The organism is Pseudomonas urmiensis, from assembly GCF_014268815.2.
In the GTDB taxonomy this organism is placed as follows: Bacteria; Pseudomonadota; Gammaproteobacteria; order Pseudomonadales; family Pseudomonadaceae; genus Aquipseudomonas; species Aquipseudomonas urmiensis.
Genome location: NZ_JABWRE020000001.1, coordinates 2,699,733 through 2,716,079, shown reverse-complemented (window position 1 = coordinate 2,716,079; position 16,347 = coordinate 2,699,733). Strand labels below are relative to the sequence as shown.

Sequence of the window (16,347 nt, the reverse complement as noted above, 5' to 3'; positions counted from 1 at the left end):
TTGGCCATTCTTGGCCGAGGGCGAGCCGCATTTTCCAAGGGTTCGCCCCGATGACCCTGCGGTCAGGGCCGGAGTATATCAAACCCTTTGGGCTAATCAGCAAGGCTAAGTGGTATCAACGCATTTATAAGACCAAAGACGTAGGAGCAATGTGGCGTGTTGCCGCAGGTTCGGCGACCAGCTTGCAGGTCAGCGGATGTGGTTTAGGCTCAGTGGATCGCACGATGTCCAATCACACCCGAAAGCGGAGTAGTGCAAGCATGGCTTACCAGAAAATCAAGGTTCCGGCCGACGGCGCCAAGATCACCGTCAATGCAGACCATTCGCTCAACGTTCCCGACAACCCCATCATTCCTTACATCGAGGGCGATGGGATTGGCGTCGATGTCTCGCCAGTCATGATCAAGGTGGTGGATGCCGCAGTAGAAAAAGCCTACGGCGGCAAGCGCAAGATTGCCTGGATGGAAGTCTATGCCGGCGAGAAGGCCACTCAGGTCTACGACCAGGACACCTGGCTGCCGCAGGAAACCCTCGATGCGGTGAAAGACTACGTGGTCTCGATCAAAGGCCCGCTGACCACCCCGGTCGGTGGGGGTATTCGTTCACTTAACGTGGCCCTGCGCCAGCAGCTGGACCTGTACGTCTGCCTGCGTCCGGTGGTGTGGTTCGAGGGTGTGCCAAGCCCGGTGAAGAAGCCTGGCGATGTCGATATGGTGATCTTCCGTGAGAACTCCGAGGACATCTATGCCGGGATCGAGTGGAAGGCCGGCTCGCCTGAGGCGAACAAGGTGATCAAGTTCCTCAAGGAGGAAATGGGCGTCACCAAGATCCGTTTCGACCAGGATTGCGGTATCGGCGTCAAACCGGTGTCCAAGGAAGGCACCAAGCGCCTGGTGCGCAAGGCCCTGCAATACGTGGTCGACAATGACCGCGAGTCGCTGACCCTGGTGCACAAGGGCAACATCATGAAATTCACCGAGGGCGCCTTCAAGGATTGGGGCTACGAAGTGGCCAAGGAAGAGTTTGGCGCCGAGCTGCTCGATGGCGGGCCGTGGATGAAGTTCAAGAACCCCAAGACTGGCAGGGAAGTGGTGGTCAAGGACGCGATCGCCGACGCCATGCTCCAGCAGATCCTGCTGCGCCCAGCAGAATATGACGTGATCGCCACCCTCAACCTCAACGGCGATTATCTGTCCGACGCCCTGGCGGCAGAGGTCGGCGGGATTGGCATTGCCCCAGGCGCCAACCTCTCGGATACCGTGGCGATGTTCGAGGCCACCCACGGCACCGCGCCCAAGTACGCCGGGCAAGACAAGGTCAACCCAGGCTCGGTGATTCTTTCGGCAGAAATGATGCTGCGGCACATGGGCTGGACCGAGGCGGCCGACCTGATCATCAAGGGCACCAACGGTGCAATTGCAGCCAAGACCGTGACCTATGACTTCGAGCGTCTGATGGACGGCGCGACCTTGGTCGGCAGCTCGGGCTTCGGCGAGGCGTTGATCAAGCACATGTAAGGCATACAAAAACCGGTCGCCTGGTTAAACAGGCGACCGGTTTTTTCGTTTTACCGGCAGAACGCAGGGTACTCCAGGCTCAGGCAGTCACGGTCGTTGCCGGTGGCGCGGCAGGCTGTTCGACCTTGGCGCCGACACCGCTGATATTGACGGCGTGCAAGCCTTTGGGGCCTTGGATGATCTCGAAATTTACCGGTTGGCCAGCCTTGAGGGTCTTGTAACCGTCCATCTGAATCGCCGAGTAATGGGCGAATAGATCCTCGTCTTTGCCGTCCTCATTGATGAATCCGTAGCCCTTGGCATTGTTGAACCACTTGACTTTACCGCTTGCCATCCCTATGTCCCTCTGCAAAGGACTCCATCACTGGAGTATCATCCACGTCATCCGCATACGAACCTTGCGAAAAAATCTGGTTGACTGCGCGGATCTTTATCGACCACGGTGGGTTCTTATTGGTTGTAACACCGTTTTGCCGATAGTCAAGGTCATGCGGCGCCCGCGCCAGCGGCGGCCTGTGCGGTCAACCCACAACCTTAACCTGTCGATGTGATGAAATTCTTTCCATGCATGCACACAGTCAGATTCGACTAACATTCAATCAGGATCGTCCTCAAACCAACGAGGACGATGGCTCCGGTCTGGCAGTGCAAGAAGCCAAGCCGATCCTGCAGGCGCCACCGATGTACAAGGTGGTTTTATTCAACGATGACTACACGCCGATGGATTTCGTCGTCGAAGTGCTCGAAACGTTCTTTAGTTTGAACCGCGAGCTGGCGACCAAGATCATGCTGACCGTCCATACCGAGGGACGGGCAGTGTGCGGATTGTTTACCCGCGACATCGCCGAAACGAAGGCCATGCAGGTCAACCAATACGCCAGGGAAAGCCAGCATCCGCTACTCTGTGAAATCGAGAAGGACGGTTAATCGCCGACCACTTGGGTATGAGGTGAAGCTATGTTAAACCGCGAGCTCGAAGTCACCCTCAATCTGGCCTTCAAGGAGGCCCGTTCGAAGCGTCATGAGTTCATGACCGTCGAACACTTGCTGTTGGCACTCCTTGACAATGAGGCGGCCGCAACCGTTCTACGCGCCTGTGGCGCTAATCTCGACAAGCTCAAGCACGACCTGCAGGAGTTCATCGATTCCACTACTCCGCTGATCCCGGTGCACGACGAGGACCGCGAAACCCAGCCGACCCTGGGCTTCCAGCGCGTGCTGCAACGCGCCGTGTTCCACGTGCAAAGTTCGGGCAAGCGCGAAGTCACCGGCGCCAATGTGCTGGTCGCGATCTTCAGCGAACAGGAAAGCCAGGCGGTGTTCCTGCTCAAGCAGCAGAGCGTGGCCCGCATCGACGTGGTCAACTACATAGCCCATGGCATCTCCAAGGTGCCAGGCCATGGGCCTAATACCGACAGCGACCAGGACATGCAGGACGAAGAGGGCGGCGAAACGTCGTCTTCGAGCAATCCCTTGGATGCCTACGCCAGCAACCTCAACGAGCTCGCTCGTCAGGGGCGGATCGACCCGCTGGTGGGGCGTGAGCAGGAGGTCGAGCGCGTCGCGCAGATCCTTGCTCGTCGGCGCAAGAACAACCCGCTGCTGGTCGGTGAGGCGGGGGTCGGCAAGACCGCCATCGCCGAAGGCCTGGCCAAGCGCATTGTCGACGGCCAGGTGCCTGACCTGCTGGCGCAGAGCGTGGTCTACTCGCTCGATCTGGGCGCGCTGCTGGCCGGGACCAAGTACCGCGGCGACTTCGAGAAGCGCTTCAAGGCGCTGCTCGGGGAGCTGCGCAAACGTCCGCAGGCGATCCTGTTCATCGACGAGATTCACACCATCATCGGTGCCGGTGCGGCCTCCGGTGGGGTGATGGATGCGTCCAACCTGCTCAAGCCCTTGTTGTCGTCGGGTGATATCCGCTGCATCGGCTCGACCACTTTCCAGGAGTTTCGCGGCATCTTCGAGAAGGACCGGGCCTTGGCGCGGCGCTTCCAGAAGGTCGATGTCTCCGAACCATCAGTGGAAGACACCGTAGGTATCCTGCGCGGCCTGAAAGGGCGCTTCGAAACCCACCACCACATCGAGTACAGCGACGAGGCCCTGCGCGCTGCTGCCGAGCTGGCTGCCCGCTATATCAATGACCGGCACATGCCGGACAAAGCCATCGACGTGATCGACGAGGCGGGCGCCTACCAGCGCCTTCAGCCGGAAGAAAACCGCGTCAAGCGTATCGAAGTGGCCCAGGTCGAGGACATTGTCGCCAAGATCGCGCGGATTCCGCCTAAGCACGTCACCAGCTCCGACAAGGAGTTGCTGCGTAACCTGGAGCGCGACCTGAAGTTGACCGTGTTTGGTCAGGACCAGGCGATCGATTCGCTGGCTACCGCGATCAAGTTGTCGCGGGCCGGGCTCAAGGCGCCAGACAAGCCAGTCGGTTCGTTCCTGTTCGCTGGGCCTACTGGGGTCGGCAAGACCGAGGCTGCACGGCAGCTGGCCAAGGCGCTGGGCGTTGAGTTGGTGCGCTTTGACATGTCTGAGTACATGGAGCGCCATACCGTATCGCGTCTGATCGGTGCGCCTCCCGGTTATGTTGGTTTCGACCAGGGCGGCTTGCTGACCGAAGCGATCACCAAGCAACCGCACTGCGTATTGTTGCTCGATGAAATCGAGAAGGCCCACCCGGAAGTCTTCAATCTGCTGCTGCAGGTGATGGACCACGGTACCCTGACCGACAACAACGGGCGCAAGGCGGACTTCCGTAACGTGATCCTGATCATGACCACCAACGCCGGCGCTGAAACCGCCGCGCGGGCCTCGATCGGCTTCACCCATCAGGACCATGCGTCCGATGCGATGGAAGTCATCCGCAAGAGCTTCACGCCGGAATTCCGCAACCGCCTGGATACCATCATCCAGTTCGGTCGCCTGAGTCACGAGACGATCAAGAGCATCGTCGACAAGTTCCTCATCGAACTGCAGGCCCAGTTGGAAGACAAGCGTGTGCTGCTTGAGGTCAGTGATGATGCGCGAGGCTGGCTGGCAGCCAGTGGCTATGACGTGCAGATGGGCGCTCGACCAATGGCGCGGCTTATCCAGGACAAGATCAAACGGCCGTTGGCCGAGGAGATCCTGTTCGGTGAGCTGTCCGAGCACGGTGGCGTGGTGCACGTCGAGCTGCGTGATGGCGAGCTGGTGTTCGACTTCGAGACTACGGCTGAAGTGGCCTAGATCTGCAAGTCGATGTGGGAGCGGGCTTGCCCCGCGATGGCGGCAGTAAGGGCAAATGGGTTGTCTGAGCTGGCGCTATCGCGGGCAAGCCTGCTTCTACATGGCGGTGCCTGATGTTTCGCATGAGTCACAAAAAAGCCCGGCACATTGGCCGGGCTTTTTTTGTGGCTGGAGCTTAACGGGCGCGGTAGGTGATGCGGCCCTTGCTCAGGTCGTAAGGCGTCAGCTCGACGCGGACCTTGTCGCCAGTGAGAATACGGATGTAGTTCTTGCGCATCTTGCCAGAGATATGCGCGGTTACGACGTGCCCATTTTCCAACTCCACGCGGAACATGGTGTTGGGCAGGGTGTCGACGACAGTGCCTTCCATTTCGAAGCTGTCTTCTTTCGACATGCAGTAAAGCCCTCGGTGTCCAGTGTAGGCCCGACGCGTGACTGCACCGGGCAAAAAAAGTGGCGTGGATTATGCCCGAAAATAGTGTTTCAAGCCAATGCTTTCAATTGAGGCTGACCCAACGCTGGTTGATCAGCAGTTCGATGGGGCGGTACTGGGTCTTGTAGTTCATTTTCTTGCAGTTCTTGATCCAGTAGCCCAAGTACACCGCCTCAAGGTTTTGCCGCAGCGCTTCGGTGATTTGCCAGAGAATGGCAAAACGGCCCAGGCTGCGGCGCTCTTCGTCGGGTTCGTAGAAGGTGTATACCGCCGATAGCCCGTTGGGCAGCAGGTCGCAGACCGCTATCGCCAGCAGGCGGCCTTCGAGGCGAAACTCGTAGAACCAGCAGAATGGCAGATCGCGCACCAGAAAGGTGGAAAACTGATCGCGGCTGGGTGGATACATATCGCCATCGCTGTGGCGCTGCTCGATGTAGCGCCGGTAGAGGTCGAAATACTCTTCTTTGAATGCCGGGCGCGCGGCCGTCACGGCCAAGTCGGCATTGCGCTTGAGAATGCGCCGTTGCTGGCGGTTGGGAATGAAGCGCGCAGCCGGAATGCGCGCCGGCACGCAGGCATTGCAGTTCTGGCAATGCGGGCGATAGAGATGATCGCCACTGCGACGAAAGCCCATTTCCGAAAGGTCGGCATACACGTTGACGTCCATCGGCTGGCTAGGGTCGAGGAACAAGGTAGTGGCCTGTTCGTCCGGCAGGTAGCTGCAGGAGTGGGGCTGAGTGGCATAAAACTTCAACCGCGCCAACTCTGTCATGATCAACCCCTCGGGCAATACTTTGCCTTAAGTGTAAGCCAGCTGTGGAAACTCGCCTAGCGAACCCAGGTGGCCTGGTTGGGTTGATCGAGGTGGCGCGCCAGATACTCGGCGAAGCTGTCGCGGCTGATGGAGCGAGCGCCCAGGCTGTGCAGGTGGTTGGTCGGCATCTGGCAGTCGATCAGCACGAAACCTGCGCTGCGCAGGTGTTCGACCAGGGTCACGAAGCCGACTTTGGAGGCGTTGTCGGCGCGGCTGAACATCGATTCGCCGAAGAACAGCCGGCCCATCGCCAGGCCATACAGGCCGCCGACCAGCTCGCCGTCCTGACGCACTTCCACCGAATGGGCGATGCCGCGCCGGTGCAGCTCGCAATAAGCGGCGCGCATGCTGTCGGTGATCCAGGTGCCGTCGGCGTAGTCGCGGGGCGCGGCGCAGGCAGCGATCACGGCCTCGAAGTCGCTATCGAAGCTGACCTGATAACGCTCTTGGCGAATCAGCTTGGCCAGCGAGCGCGACACGTGCAGCTCGTCGGGGAACAGCACGGTACGTGGGTCGGGCGACCACCAGAGGATCGGCTGGCCATCCTGGTACCAGGGGAAGCAGCCATGGCGGTAGGCGCGGACCAGCCGTTCAGGGGTCAGGTCACCGCCTGCAGCGAGCAGGCCGTTGGGCTCATGCAGGGCCTTTGCCAAAGGCGGGAAGGTCAGCGAGTCGCGGGTCAGCCAGGTCAGCATGGTCTTCAAGTGCGGTGGGGGAGGGGAGGGCGACCAGCATGGCGCGCCTGCAAATCGAGGTCAATCATGGGTGTGTGCTGGCTGGGTAGGCGTGTTTGCGGGTAAACCCGCTCCTACAAGATTTGTCGTCGACTCTTAGGCCCGAAGAAGCAACTGCTGTTGGGCTAATGGCTGATTTCCTACACATTTATCCGCCGACTGGCACCAACCTGACGCTTTGTTGTCACACCTGTGCAAAAACACAGCATAAGCCTTTGTCACAAAAGAAAATGCATGCTCAAATTGCACGCATGGAAAATTGCCCTGTTCACGCCCTTACGGCGTGCCGCCATGGCGGCTAGTGGGCAGTAATGTTAAAAGTAGTGGTTTGCAGACCGATCACCGGGTCGATCACTACTGGACGCGCAGCAAGCGCAGGAATAGACGCGTTTTGAAGAAATCCACCGCAACTCCGCCCCCTCTGCCCGTGCCCCTCTGGCGGCAGCAGCTGCACTACCGCCTCAAGGAAGGTGCGCTGATCGCCGTCGGTGCCCTGTGCCTGTACCTCTGGATGGCGCTGCTGACCTACGACACGGCCGATCCTGGCTTCAGCCACACCAGCAATGTCGAGCAGGTGCAAAACGCCGCCGGCCGGGCTGGTGCGTATTTCGCCGACATCCTGTTCATGGTGCTCGGCTACTTCGCCTACATCTTCCCGTTGTTGCTGGCGATCAAGACCTGGCAGATCTTCCGTGAGCGCCATCAGCCCTGGCAGTGGAGCGGCTGGCTGTTCTCCTGGCGGCTGATTGGCCTGGTGTTCCTGGTGCTGTCGGGCGCGGCCTTGGCGCATATTCATTTCCACCCTTCTGCGAGCCTGCCGTTCTCGGCCGGTGGCGCCTTGGGCGAGAGCCTCGGCGATCTGGCGCGCAACCTGCTCAACGTGCAGGGCAGCACGCTGATGTTCATTGCCCTGTTCCTGTTCGGCTTGACCGTGTTCACCGACTTGTCCTGGTTCAAGGTGATGGACCTGACCGGCAAGATCACCCTCGATCTGTTCGAGCTGGTGCAGGGCGCGGCCAACCGCTGGTGGGAGGCGCGCAACGAGCGCAAACGCCTGGTCGCCCAACTGCGTGAAGTCGACGAGCAGGTTGACGAAGTGGTCGCCCCGGTAGTTGCAGACAAACGCGAGCAGCTCAAGGCCCGCGAGCGCATCATCGAGCGCGACGAGGCGTTGACCAAGCATGTCGCCCAGCGCGAGCAGCAGCCGGCACCGGTGATCATGCCGGCCCCGGTCAAGGCGCCGGAGCCGAGCAAGCGGGTGATGAAGGAAAAACAGACGCCGCTGTTCGTCGACAGCGCCGTGGAAGGTACTCTGCCATCGATTTCCATCCTTGATCCGGCCGAAGAGAAGAAGATCGAATACTCGCCAGAGTCGCTGGCGGGTGTCGGTCACCTGCTGGAAATCAAGCTCAAGGAGTTTGGCGTCGAGGTGTCGGTCGACTCGATCCACCCAGGCCCGGTGATTACTCGTTACGAGATCCAGCCGGCCGCGGGCGTTAAGGTCAGCCGCATCGCCAACCTGGCCAAGGACCTGGCGCGTTCGCTGGCAGTGACCAGCGTGCGGGTGGTCGAGGTTATTCCGGGCAAGACCACCGTGGGCATCGAGATCCCCAACGAGAACCGCCAGATGGTGCGCTTCTCCGAAGTGCTGTCGTCGTCGCAGTATGACGAGGCCAAGTCGCCAGTAGCCCTGGCCCTGGGCCACGACATCGGCGGCAAGCCGGTAATCACGGATCTCGCGAAGATGCCGCACCTGTTGGTGGCCGGTACCACCGGTTCCGGTAAGTCGGTCGGGGTCAACGCGATGATCCTGTCGATCCTGTTCAAGTCCGGCCCGGAAGACGCGCGGCTGATCATGATCGACCCGAAAATGCTCGAACTGTCGATCTACGAAGGCATTCCGCACCTGCTCTGCCCAGTGGTCACCGACATGAAGGACGCTGCTAACGCCCTGCGCTGGAGCGTGGCCGAGATGGAGCGGCGCTACAAGCTGATGGCGGCCATGGGCGTGCGTAACCTGGCCGGCTTCAACCGCAAGATCAAGGACGCCCAGGAGGCCGGCGAGGTCATCCACGACCCGCTGTACCGCCGTGAAAGCATGGACGACGAGCCGCCTGCGCTGAAAACCCTGCCGACCATCGTCGTGGTGGTCGACGAATTCGCCGACATGATGATGATCGTCGGCAAGAAGGTCGAAGAGCTGATCGCGCGTATCGCCCAGAAGGCGCGGGCTGCTGGTATCCACTTGATCCTCGCTACCCAGCGTCCGTCGGTGGATGTGATCACCGGCCTGATCAAGGCCAACATCCCGACGCGGATGGCGTTCCAGGTATCGAGCAAGATCGACTCGCGGACCATCATCGACCAGGGCGGCGCCGAGCAGTTGCTGGGGCACGGTGACATGCTCTACATGCCGCCAGGCACTAGCCTGCCAATCCGCGTGCATGGCGCGTTCGTCTCCGACGACGAGGTGCACCGGGTGGTCGAAGCGTGGAAACTGCGCGGCGCTCCTGACTACAACGACGACATTCTCAACGGCGTCGAAGAAGCCGGCAGCGGCTTCGACGGTGGCAGCGGCGGGGGCGACGGCGACGATGCCGAAACCGATGCGCTGTATGACGAAGCCGTGCAGTTCGTGCTGGAAAGCCGCCGCGCCTCGATCTCGGCGGTCCAGCGCAAGCTCAAGATCGGCTACAACCGCGCTGCGCGGATGATCGAGTCGATGGAGATGGCCGGCGTGGTCACGCCGATGAACAGCAACGGCTCGCGGGAAGTGATTGCCCCAGGCGGCCCCCGCGACTGATGATCACCCTGCCGGGCGCCAACGGTGGCGCCCGGCTTCTTCAATGCTCAATGAGGATTAACATGCGCGCGATTCGCATGCTGTTGGTTTCTGCCATGACCCTGGGTTGCGCATCGGCTTACGCCGCTGAGCAGGACGTGCAACGCCTGACCCAATTGCTGGAAAAGTCGCAGACCATCGAGGCCAATTTCTCCCAGCTGACCCTGGATGCCGGCGGCACCAGCCTGCAGGAAACCACTGGCAAGATGACCGTCAAGCGTCCTGGCCTGTTCTACTGGCACACCGATGCTCCGGCCGAGCAGGTGGTGGTGTCCGATGGCAAGAACGTCACCCTGTGGGACCCGGACCTGGAACAGGCAACCGTCAAGAAGCTCGACGTGCGCTTGAACCAGACCCCAGCGCTGCTGCTCTCGGGCGATGTTTCGAAGATCAGCCAGAGCTTCGATATCACCTCCAAGGAGCAGGGAGAAGTCATGGACTTCACCTTGAAGCCCAAGACCAAGGACACCCTGTTCGACTCGCTGCGCGTGTCGTTCCGTAGAGGCTTGATCAACGATATGCAACTGATCGACAGCGTCGGCCAGCGCACCAATATCCTGTTCAATGGGGTCAAGGCCAACCAGGCGGTCCCGGCGGACAAGTTCCAGTTCAAGATCCCGGCTGGCGCGGACGTCATCCAGGAATAACCAGAGAGCGTCATGGACCTGTTTCGAAGCGAACCCGTCGCCCAGCCCCTGGCCGCTCGTCTGCGTCCGTCCAACCTGGACGAGTACGTCGGCCAGGAGCACCTGCTGGCCCGCGGCAAGCCGCTGCGTGAGGCGCTGGAGCAGGGTGCGCTGCACTCGATGATCTTCTGGGGCCCGCCTGGGGTGGGCAAGACCACCCTGGCGCGGCTGCTGGCGCAGTTCTGTGACGCCCACTTCGAGACCGTCTCGGCGGTGCTGGCTGGGGTCAAGGAGATTCGCCAGGCGGTCGAGGTGGCCAAGCAGCAGGCCGCCCAGTATGGCCGGCGGACCATTTTGTTCGTCGATGAAGTGCACCGCTTCAACAAGTCTCAGCAGGATGCGTTCCTGCCGTTTGTCGAAGATGGCACGCTGATCTTCATTGGCGCCACCACCGAGAACCCGTCGTTCGAGCTGAACAACGCCTTGCTTTCGCGGGCGCGGGTGTATGTGCTCAAGAGCCTCGATGAACAAGCGCTGCGCAAGCTGGTCGACCGCGCCCTGAACGAGGAGCGTGGGCTGGGCAAGCGTCAGCTGACGGTGGGCGATGAGGCCTTCAAGATGCTCATGGCCGCCGCCGATGGCGATGGCCGGCGCATGCTCAATTTCCTCGAGAACGCCTCTGACCTGGCCGAAGACGGGAGCGAGATCGGCGTCGAGTTGTTGCAAAGCCTGCTCGGTGACAGCCGGCGACGTTTCGACAAAGGTGGCGAGGCGTTCTACGACCAGATCTCGGCGTTGCACAAGTCGGTACGCGGCTCCAACCCCGACGGCGCGCTGTATTGGTTCGCGCGCATGCTCGACGGCGGCTGCGATCCGCTGTACATCGCCCGCCGCGTGGTGCGCATGGCCAGCGAAGACATCGGCAACGCCGACCCGCGCGCGCTGAGCCTGTGCCTGGCTGCGTGGGATGTGCAAGAGCGCCTGGGCAGCCCCGAGGGCGAATTGGCAGTGGCCCAGGCCATCACCTACATCGCCTGTGCGCCGAAGAGCAACGCAGTCTACGTCGGCTTCAAGACCGCCCTGCGCGAGGCGGCCGAGCACGGTTCGCTGGAAGTGCCGCTGCACCTGCGCAACGCCCCGACCCAGCTGATGAAGCAGCTGGGCTATGGCGAAGAATACCGTTACGCCCACGATGAGCCGGACGCCTACGCCGCAGGCGAAGACTACTTCCCCGAAGCCCTTGAACCGCGCGCCTATTATCAGCCGGTGCCGCGTGGCCTGGAGTTGAAAATCGGCGAGAAGCTGCGCCACCTGGCCGAGCTCGACCGCCTCAGCCCCCGTCAGCGGAGAAAACCATGATTGCCCTGATAGCCGCAGTCAGCGCGGGCGGCGTGGCCGGTACGCTGCTGCGCTTTGCCACCAGCAACTGGGTCAGCGCCAACTGGCCACGGCACTTCTATCTCGGTACGCTGGCGGTCAACCTGATTGGCTGCCTGCTGATCGGCCTGCTCTACGGCCTGTTTCTGCACAAGCCCTTGGTGCCGGTCGAGCTGCGCGCCGGGCTGATCGTCGGCTTTCTCGGCGGCCTGACGACCTTTTCTTCTTTTTCGCTGGATACCGTGCGCCTGTTGGAAAACGGGCAGATACCGCTCGCCCTGGGCTATACCGGTATTAGCGTGTTTGGCGGGCTGCTCGCGACCTGGGCCGGCCTGTCTTTAACCAAATTCTGAACCACACACATAACGAGAGAACGATATGCTCGATGCCAAACTGTTACGCGGCCAACTTCAGGAAGTGGCGGACCGCCTTGCCTCCCGTGGCTTCAGCCTGGATGTCGCGCGCATCGAATCACTGGAAGAACGCCGCAAGGCCGTGCAGACCCGCACCGAGCAGCTGCAAGCCGAGCGTAACGCCCGTTCCAAGTCCATCGGCCAGGCCAAGGCCAAGGGTGAAGACATCGCCCCGCTGATGGCAGACGTTGAGCGCATGGCCAACGAACTGACCGAGGGTAAGAGCGAGCTGGACGCCATCCAGGCCGAGCTGGACGGCATCCTGCTGACCATCCCCAACCTGCCGGACGCCAGCGTGCCGGTCGGTGCCAGCGAAGATGACAACGTCGAAGTGCGCCGTTGGGGCACGCCGAAGGCGTTCGATTTCGAGATCAAGGACCACGTCGCCCTGGGCGAGATCAGCGGCGGCCTGGACTTCGAAGCGGCGGCCAAGCTCTCGGGTGCGCGCTTTGCCGTGCTGCGCGGTCCGATCGCGCGCCTGCACCGCGCCCTGGCGCAGTTCATGATCAACCTGCACACCGGCGAACACGGTTACCAGGAGCACTACACCCCGTACCTGGTCCAGGCCCCGGCCCTGCAAGGTACTGGCCAGCTGCCCAAGTTCGAGGAAGACCTGTTCAAGATCAGCCGCGAAGGCGAAGCCGATTTCTATCTGATCCCCACCGCCGAAGTGTCGCTGACCAACCTGGTGGCTGGCGAGATCATCGACGCCAAGCAGCTGCCGCTCAAGCTGGTTGCCCACACCCCTTGCTTCCGTAGCGAAGCCGGCGCTTCGGGCCGTGATACCCGCGGCATGATCCGCCAGCATCAGTTCGACAAGGTCGAGATGGTGCAAATCGTCGAGCCGTCCAAGTCCATGGAAGCCCTGGACGGCCTGACCGCCAACGCCGAGCGGGTCCTGCAGTTGCTGGAACTGCCATACCGCGTGTTGGCCCTGTGCACCGGCGACATGGGCTTCGGCGCTGTGAAAACCTACGATCTGGAAGTGTGGGTGCCGAGCCAGGACAAGTACCGCGAGATCAGCTCCTGCTCCAACTGCGGCGACTTCCAGGCGCGCCGGATGCAAGCGCGCTGGCGTAACCCGGAAACCGGTAAGCCGGAGCTGGTGCACACCTTGAATGGCTCGGGCCTGGCGGTCGGCCGGACGCTGGTCGCGGTGCTGGAGAACTACCAGCAGGCCGACGGGTCGATCCGCGTGCCGGAGGTGCTCAAGCCGTACATGGGTGGCGTCGAGGTCATCGGCTAAATGGATTACCTGCCGCTGTTCCACAAGCTGCAGGGCGGCCGCGTGCTGGTCGTCGGCGGTGGCGAGATTGCCTTGCGCAAAGCGCGCCTGCTGGCCGATGCCGGCGCCGCGTTGCGGGTGGTCGCGCCTGAAGTCGACGGTGAGCTTGCCGCCTTGGCCCGCGAGGGTGGCGGTGACGTCCGTGTGCGTGGCTATCAGGTCGCCGACCTGGACGGTTGCCGGCTGGTGATCGCCGCCACCGACGACCCTGCGCTCAATGCGCAGGTTTCGGCCGAGGCCCAGGCCCGCAGCCTGCCAGTCAATGTGGTGGATGCACCGGCCTTGTGCACGGTGATCTTCCCCGCAATCGTCGACCGTTCGCCCCTGGTGGTGGCGGTGTCCAGCGGTGGCGATGCGCCGGTGCTGGCCCGCTTGATCCGGGCCAAGCTGGAAGCCTGGATTCCTTCGGCGTATGGCGAGTTGGCCGGTTTGGCCGCGCGCTTTCGGCACAAGGTCAAGTCACTGTACCCGGACGTCAATCAGCGTCGCGGCTTCTGGGAGACAGTATTCCAAGGGCCGATTGCCGAGCGCCAATTGGCCGGGCAGGGCGCCGAAGCTGAGCGCTTGTTGCAGGCGATGGTCGATGGCGCGCCGATGCAGCAGGGCGGTGAGGTGTATCTGGTCGGCGCCGGCCCCGGTGATCCGGACCTGCTGACCTTCCGCGCCTTGCGCCTGATGCAGCAGGCGGACGTGGTGTTGTACGACCGTTTGGTGGCACCGGCGATCATCGAGATGTGCCGGCGTGACGCCGAGCGCATCTATGTCGGCAAGCGCCGCGCCGATCATGCTGTGCCGCAGGAAAAGATCAACCAGCTGCTGGTCGACCTGGCCAAGCAGGGCAAGCGTGTGCTGCGTTTGAAGGGCGGTGATCCGTTCATCTTCGGCCGCGGTGGCGAAGAGATCGAAGAGCTGGCCGAGCAGGGCATCCCGTTCCAGGTGGTGCCAGGGATTACCGCGGCCAGTGGATGCTCTGCCTATGGCGGAATTCCACTGACTCACCGCGACTATGCCCAGTCGGTGCGCTTCGTCACCGGGCACCTGAAGGATGGCACCAGCAACCTGCCGTGGGATGACCTGGTGGCGCCGGCGCAGACCTTGGTGTTCTACATGGGCTTGGTTGGCCTGCCGACCATTTGCGCCGAACTGATCCGCCATGGCCGCGCTGCCAGCACCCCAGCGGCGCTGATCCAGCAGGGCACCACGCGCAATCAGCGGGTGTTCACCGGCACCCTGGCAGATTTGCCAGAGCTGGTGGCGCGTCACGAAGTGCATGCGCCGACCTTGGTGATTGTTGGCGAAGTGGTGCAGTTGCGCGAGAAGCTAGCGTGGTTTGAAGGCTCGCAGCAGGTCTGAAACATCGGGGGAGCGGGCTTGCCCCGAGATAGCTTCAGAACGAGCGACATCGTTGCCTGACCTGGAGCTATCGCGGGGCAAGCCCGCTCCCACGTGTTTATGGGGTCAGGCAGATTTGTCGGAGGCGGTGGCGCGTCACGAAGTGCATGCGCCGACCTTGGTGATTGTTGGCGAAGTGGTGCAGTTGCGCGAGAAGCTAGCGTGGTTTGAAGGCTCGCAGCAGGTCTGAAACATCGTGGGAGCGGGCTTGCCCCGCGATAGCTTCAGAACCAGCGACATCGTTGCCTGATCTGGCGCTATCGCGGGGCAAGCCCGCTCCCACGTGATGTTATGGGGTCAGAACAGCGGCAGCGAGTAGCTGACCATCAGCCGGTTCTGGTCCTGATTCCACTCGCTGGGCACGCCACTGCGCAGCATCCCATTGCGCCAGCTGAACGCCAGCCCCTTGAATGTCCCGCCTTGCACCACGTAATCCAGGGCAATGTCCCGTTCCCACTCTTTCTCATCGCCGCCTGCGGCCATGCGGATGTTGGTCCCCTTCAAATACGTCACCGAAGCCACCAGCCCCGGTACGCCGAGCGCGGCGAAGTTATAGCCATACTGGCCAAACGTGGTGCGCTCACCGGCACGGGTGAAGCTGGTTACCAGGCGGTCGGTGAACAGGTAGATGCTCGACCCTGCCGCGCCCTCACCGGTATTGCCCTGGTTGAGCTGGACGAAGTTGCCACTGTCGGAAACCCGTTGATGGCCAAGCAACACTGAGTGCCCACCCAGGGCATAGGTGAACATGGCGCTCCAGGTGTCGTTGTCGATTTTGCCCGGGGTGTCGGCCAGCCCGCTCACCTGATAGCCATCGGCGCGGCCGGCCGCTGAGTCGTTGCGGCCATCGGCATCGGTCTTGAAGTAACGCAGGTCGGTGGTCAGTGACTGGTTGTCCGCCAGCGCCCAGACATGCACCAGGCCGCCAAAGTGCTGCACGTAGTAGTCTTCCAGCTGGGCGGCGTAGTACTGCAGCTTGAGCGCCTTGGTCAGCTGGTAATCGGCGCCGGCAAACAGGAACTGGTTGCTCTGCTGGGTGCCACCGGCCACCGCCAGCCCGGAGCGATTGGTCGAGCCGCGCCCAGTGGTGTGCTCAAGGCGTCCGCCCGTCAACGTCAGGCCATCGAGCTCTTGCGAGGTGATCATCCCGCCTTCGAAGGTCTGCGGTAATACCCGGCCATCGTTGGCCACCAGGATCGGCAGCTTCGGCTGCAAGGTGCCATAGCGCGCCTCGGTCTTGGAAAAACGCAGCTTGCCGGTCACTCCCAGCCGGCTCCATTCGTCCACGGCGCTGCCATCGCTGTCGTCCGGAATCATCGAGCTGCCGCGATGATTACCCGCGCCGCCATCCAGGCGTACCCCCAGCAAGCCCAGTGCATCGACACCAAAGCCGACGGTACCGTCGGTAAAGCCAGACTTGTAGTCGAGCAGAAAACCTTGCGCCCATTCGGCGGTCTTGCTCTGCCCGGCGGCGCCTGGGCGGTCACGGAAATCGTTGTTGAAGTAGTAGTTGCGCAACGTCAGCGTGGCCTTGCTGTCGCCGATGAAGTCCGCTTGGGCGGCGGGAACCAGCAGGGCGCTGGTGGCGGTCAGCAGGGAAAGGTGCATGAAGGGCTTTGTTGTCATTGTTGTTTTCCTGATGCAGGGAGGCGCCCAGAACACAGGCGCAAGTGGGCCGGGCGCGCT

Annotated in this window: 14 protein-coding genes and 1 pseudogene; 10 read left to right on the top strand and 5 right to left on the bottom strand. The window is 62.0% G+C overall.

Annotated features, from left to right (window positions below):
* Positions 1-260: 260 nt before the first annotated feature.
* Positions 261-1,517 carry an NADP-dependent isocitrate dehydrogenase gene (gene icd / locus HU737_RS12085; protein WP_186557196.1) on the top strand — a complete coding sequence of 419 codons (1,257 nt, stop codon included), beginning with the start codon at positions 261-263 and terminating at the stop codon, positions 1,515-1,517.
* Between the two features lie 79 nt (positions 1,518-1,596).
* Here icd and cspD read toward each other — a convergent pair whose 3' ends face one another.
* A complete protein-coding gene (gene cspD, locus HU737_RS12080; RefSeq protein ID WP_186557195.1) occupies positions 1,597-1,851 on the bottom strand; it encodes a cold shock domain-containing protein CspD in 255 nt (84 codons plus the stop codon).
* Between the two features lie 230 nt (positions 1,852-2,081).
* Between cspD and clpS the strand changes: the two genes are divergently transcribed.
* The gene (clpS, locus tag HU737_RS12075; RefSeq protein WP_119140441.1) at positions 2,082-2,444 is read left to right on the top strand and encodes an ATP-dependent Clp protease adapter ClpS; all 363 of its coding nucleotides are present in this window, start codon (positions 2,082-2,084) and stop codon (positions 2,442-2,444) included.
* A gap of 30 nt (positions 2,445-2,474) precedes the next feature.
* Positions 2,475-4,745, top strand: coding sequence for an ATP-dependent Clp protease ATP-binding subunit ClpA (gene clpA / locus HU737_RS12070; RefSeq protein ID WP_186557194.1), 2,271 nt, complete (start codon positions 2,475-2,477; stop codon positions 4,743-4,745).
* 175 nt (positions 4,746-4,920) lie between these two features.
* Here the strand turns inward: clpA and infA are convergent, their stop codons facing one another.
* The 3 genes from infA to aat all read right to left on the bottom strand — a co-directional run bounded on the left by infA (position 4,921) and on the right by aat (position 6,687).
* Positions 4,921-5,139 carry a translation initiation factor IF-1 gene (infA, locus tag HU737_RS12065; RefSeq protein ID WP_002553999.1) on the bottom strand — a complete coding sequence of 73 codons (219 nt, stop codon included), beginning with the start codon at positions 5,137-5,139 and terminating at the stop codon, positions 4,921-4,923.
* A 103-nt stretch (positions 5,140-5,242) separates the two neighbouring features.
* Positions 5,243-5,950 (bottom strand): arginyltransferase, encoded by a 708-nt coding sequence (locus HU737_RS12060; protein ID WP_186557193.1) that lies wholly within the window; start codon positions 5,948-5,950, stop codon positions 5,243-5,245.
* 56 nt (positions 5,951-6,006) lie between these two features.
* Positions 6,007-6,687 (bottom strand): leucyl/phenylalanyl-tRNA--protein transferase, encoded by a 681-nt coding sequence (gene aat, locus HU737_RS12055; protein WP_186557192.1) that lies wholly within the window; start codon positions 6,685-6,687, stop codon positions 6,007-6,009.
* Between the two features lie 430 nt (positions 6,688-7,117).
* Here aat and ftsK point away from each other — a divergent pair, with 430 nt between their 5' ends.
* The 7 genes and pseudogenes from ftsK to HU737_RS26200 all read left to right on the top strand — a co-directional run.
* Positions 7,118-9,529, top strand: a complete 2,412-nt coding sequence (gene ftsK, locus HU737_RS12050; protein ID WP_186557191.1) for a DNA translocase FtsK — start codon at positions 7,118-7,120, stop codon at positions 9,527-9,529.
* 62 nt (positions 9,530-9,591) lie between these two features.
* Positions 9,592-10,215, top strand: a complete 624-nt coding sequence (gene lolA / locus HU737_RS12045) for an outer membrane lipoprotein periplasmic chaperone LolA (protein ID WP_186557190.1) — start codon at positions 9,592-9,594, stop codon at positions 10,213-10,215.
* A 12-nt stretch (positions 10,216-10,227) separates the two neighbouring features.
* Entirely contained in the window at positions 10,228-11,553 is a 1,326-nt protein-coding gene (locus tag HU737_RS12040; protein WP_186557189.1) for a replication-associated recombination protein A, read from the top strand.
* Complete coding sequence (crcB, locus tag HU737_RS12035) at positions 11,550-11,924, top strand: fluoride efflux transporter CrcB (protein ID WP_186557188.1); 375 nt, start codon at positions 11,550-11,552, stop codon at positions 11,922-11,924. The genes HU737_RS12040 and crcB overlap by 4 nt, the downstream gene beginning before the upstream one ends.
* Positions 11,925-11,949: 25 nt before the next feature.
* Positions 11,950-13,230, top strand: a complete 1,281-nt coding sequence (gene serS, locus HU737_RS12030; RefSeq protein WP_186557187.1) for a serine--tRNA ligase — start codon at positions 11,950-11,952, stop codon at positions 13,228-13,230.
* A complete protein-coding gene (cysG, locus tag HU737_RS12025) occupies positions 13,231-14,622 on the top strand; it encodes a siroheme synthase CysG (RefSeq protein ID WP_186557186.1) in 1,392 nt (463 codons plus the stop codon).
* Positions 14,623-14,743: 121 nt separating this feature from the next.
* Positions 14,744-14,851: pseudogene (locus HU737_RS26200) on the top strand (hypothetical protein); the annotation flags it as partial.
* Positions 14,852-14,958: 107 nt separating this feature from the next.
* Here the strand turns inward: HU737_RS26200 and HU737_RS12020 are convergent.
* On the bottom strand, positions 14,959-16,269 hold the full coding sequence (locus HU737_RS12020; RefSeq protein ID WP_186557759.1) for an OprD family porin: 1,311 nt from the start codon (positions 16,267-16,269) through the stop codon (positions 14,959-14,961).
* Between the last annotated feature and the right edge of the window lie 78 nt (positions 16,270-16,347).

Coding starts and splice junctions, on each gene's coding strand:
- cspD (WP_186557195.1), bottom strand. CDS start 1,851: ATGGCAAGCGGTAAAGTCAAGTGGTTCAACAATGCCAAGGGCTACGGA.
- infA (WP_002553999.1), bottom strand. CDS start 5,139: ATGTCGAAAGAAGACAGCTTCGAAATGGAAGGCACTGTCGTCGACACC.
- aat (WP_186557192.1), bottom strand. CDS start 6,687: ATGCTGACCTGGCTGACCCGCGACTCGCTGACCTTCCCGCCTTTGGCA.
- HU737_RS12020 (WP_186557759.1), bottom strand. CDS start 16,269: ATGCACCTTTCCCTGCTGACCGCCACCAGCGCCCTGCTGGTTCCCGCC.
- crcB (WP_186557188.1), top strand. CDS start 11,550: ATGATTGCCCTGATAGCCGCAGTCAGCGCGGGCGGCGTGGCCGGTACG.
- serS (WP_186557187.1), top strand. CDS start 11,950: ATGCTCGATGCCAAACTGTTACGCGGCCAACTTCAGGAAGTGGCGGAC.
- HU737_RS12040 (WP_186557189.1), top strand. CDS start 10,228: ATGGACCTGTTTCGAAGCGAACCCGTCGCCCAGCCCCTGGCCGCTCGT.
- clpS (WP_119140441.1), top strand. CDS start 2,082: ATGCATGCACACAGTCAGATTCGACTAACATTCAATCAGGATCGTCCT.
- HU737_RS12060 (WP_186557193.1), bottom strand. CDS start 5,950: ATGACAGAGTTGGCGCGGTTGAAGTTTTATGCCACTCAGCCCCACTCC.
- icd (WP_186557196.1), top strand. CDS start 261: ATGGCTTACCAGAAAATCAAGGTTCCGGCCGACGGCGCCAAGATCACC.
- clpA (WP_186557194.1), top strand. CDS start 2,475: ATGTTAAACCGCGAGCTCGAAGTCACCCTCAATCTGGCCTTCAAGGAG.
- cysG (WP_186557186.1), top strand. CDS start 13,231: ATGGATTACCTGCCGCTGTTCCACAAGCTGCAGGGCGGCCGCGTGCTG.
- lolA (WP_186557190.1), top strand. CDS start 9,592: ATGCGCGCGATTCGCATGCTGTTGGTTTCTGCCATGACCCTGGGTTGC.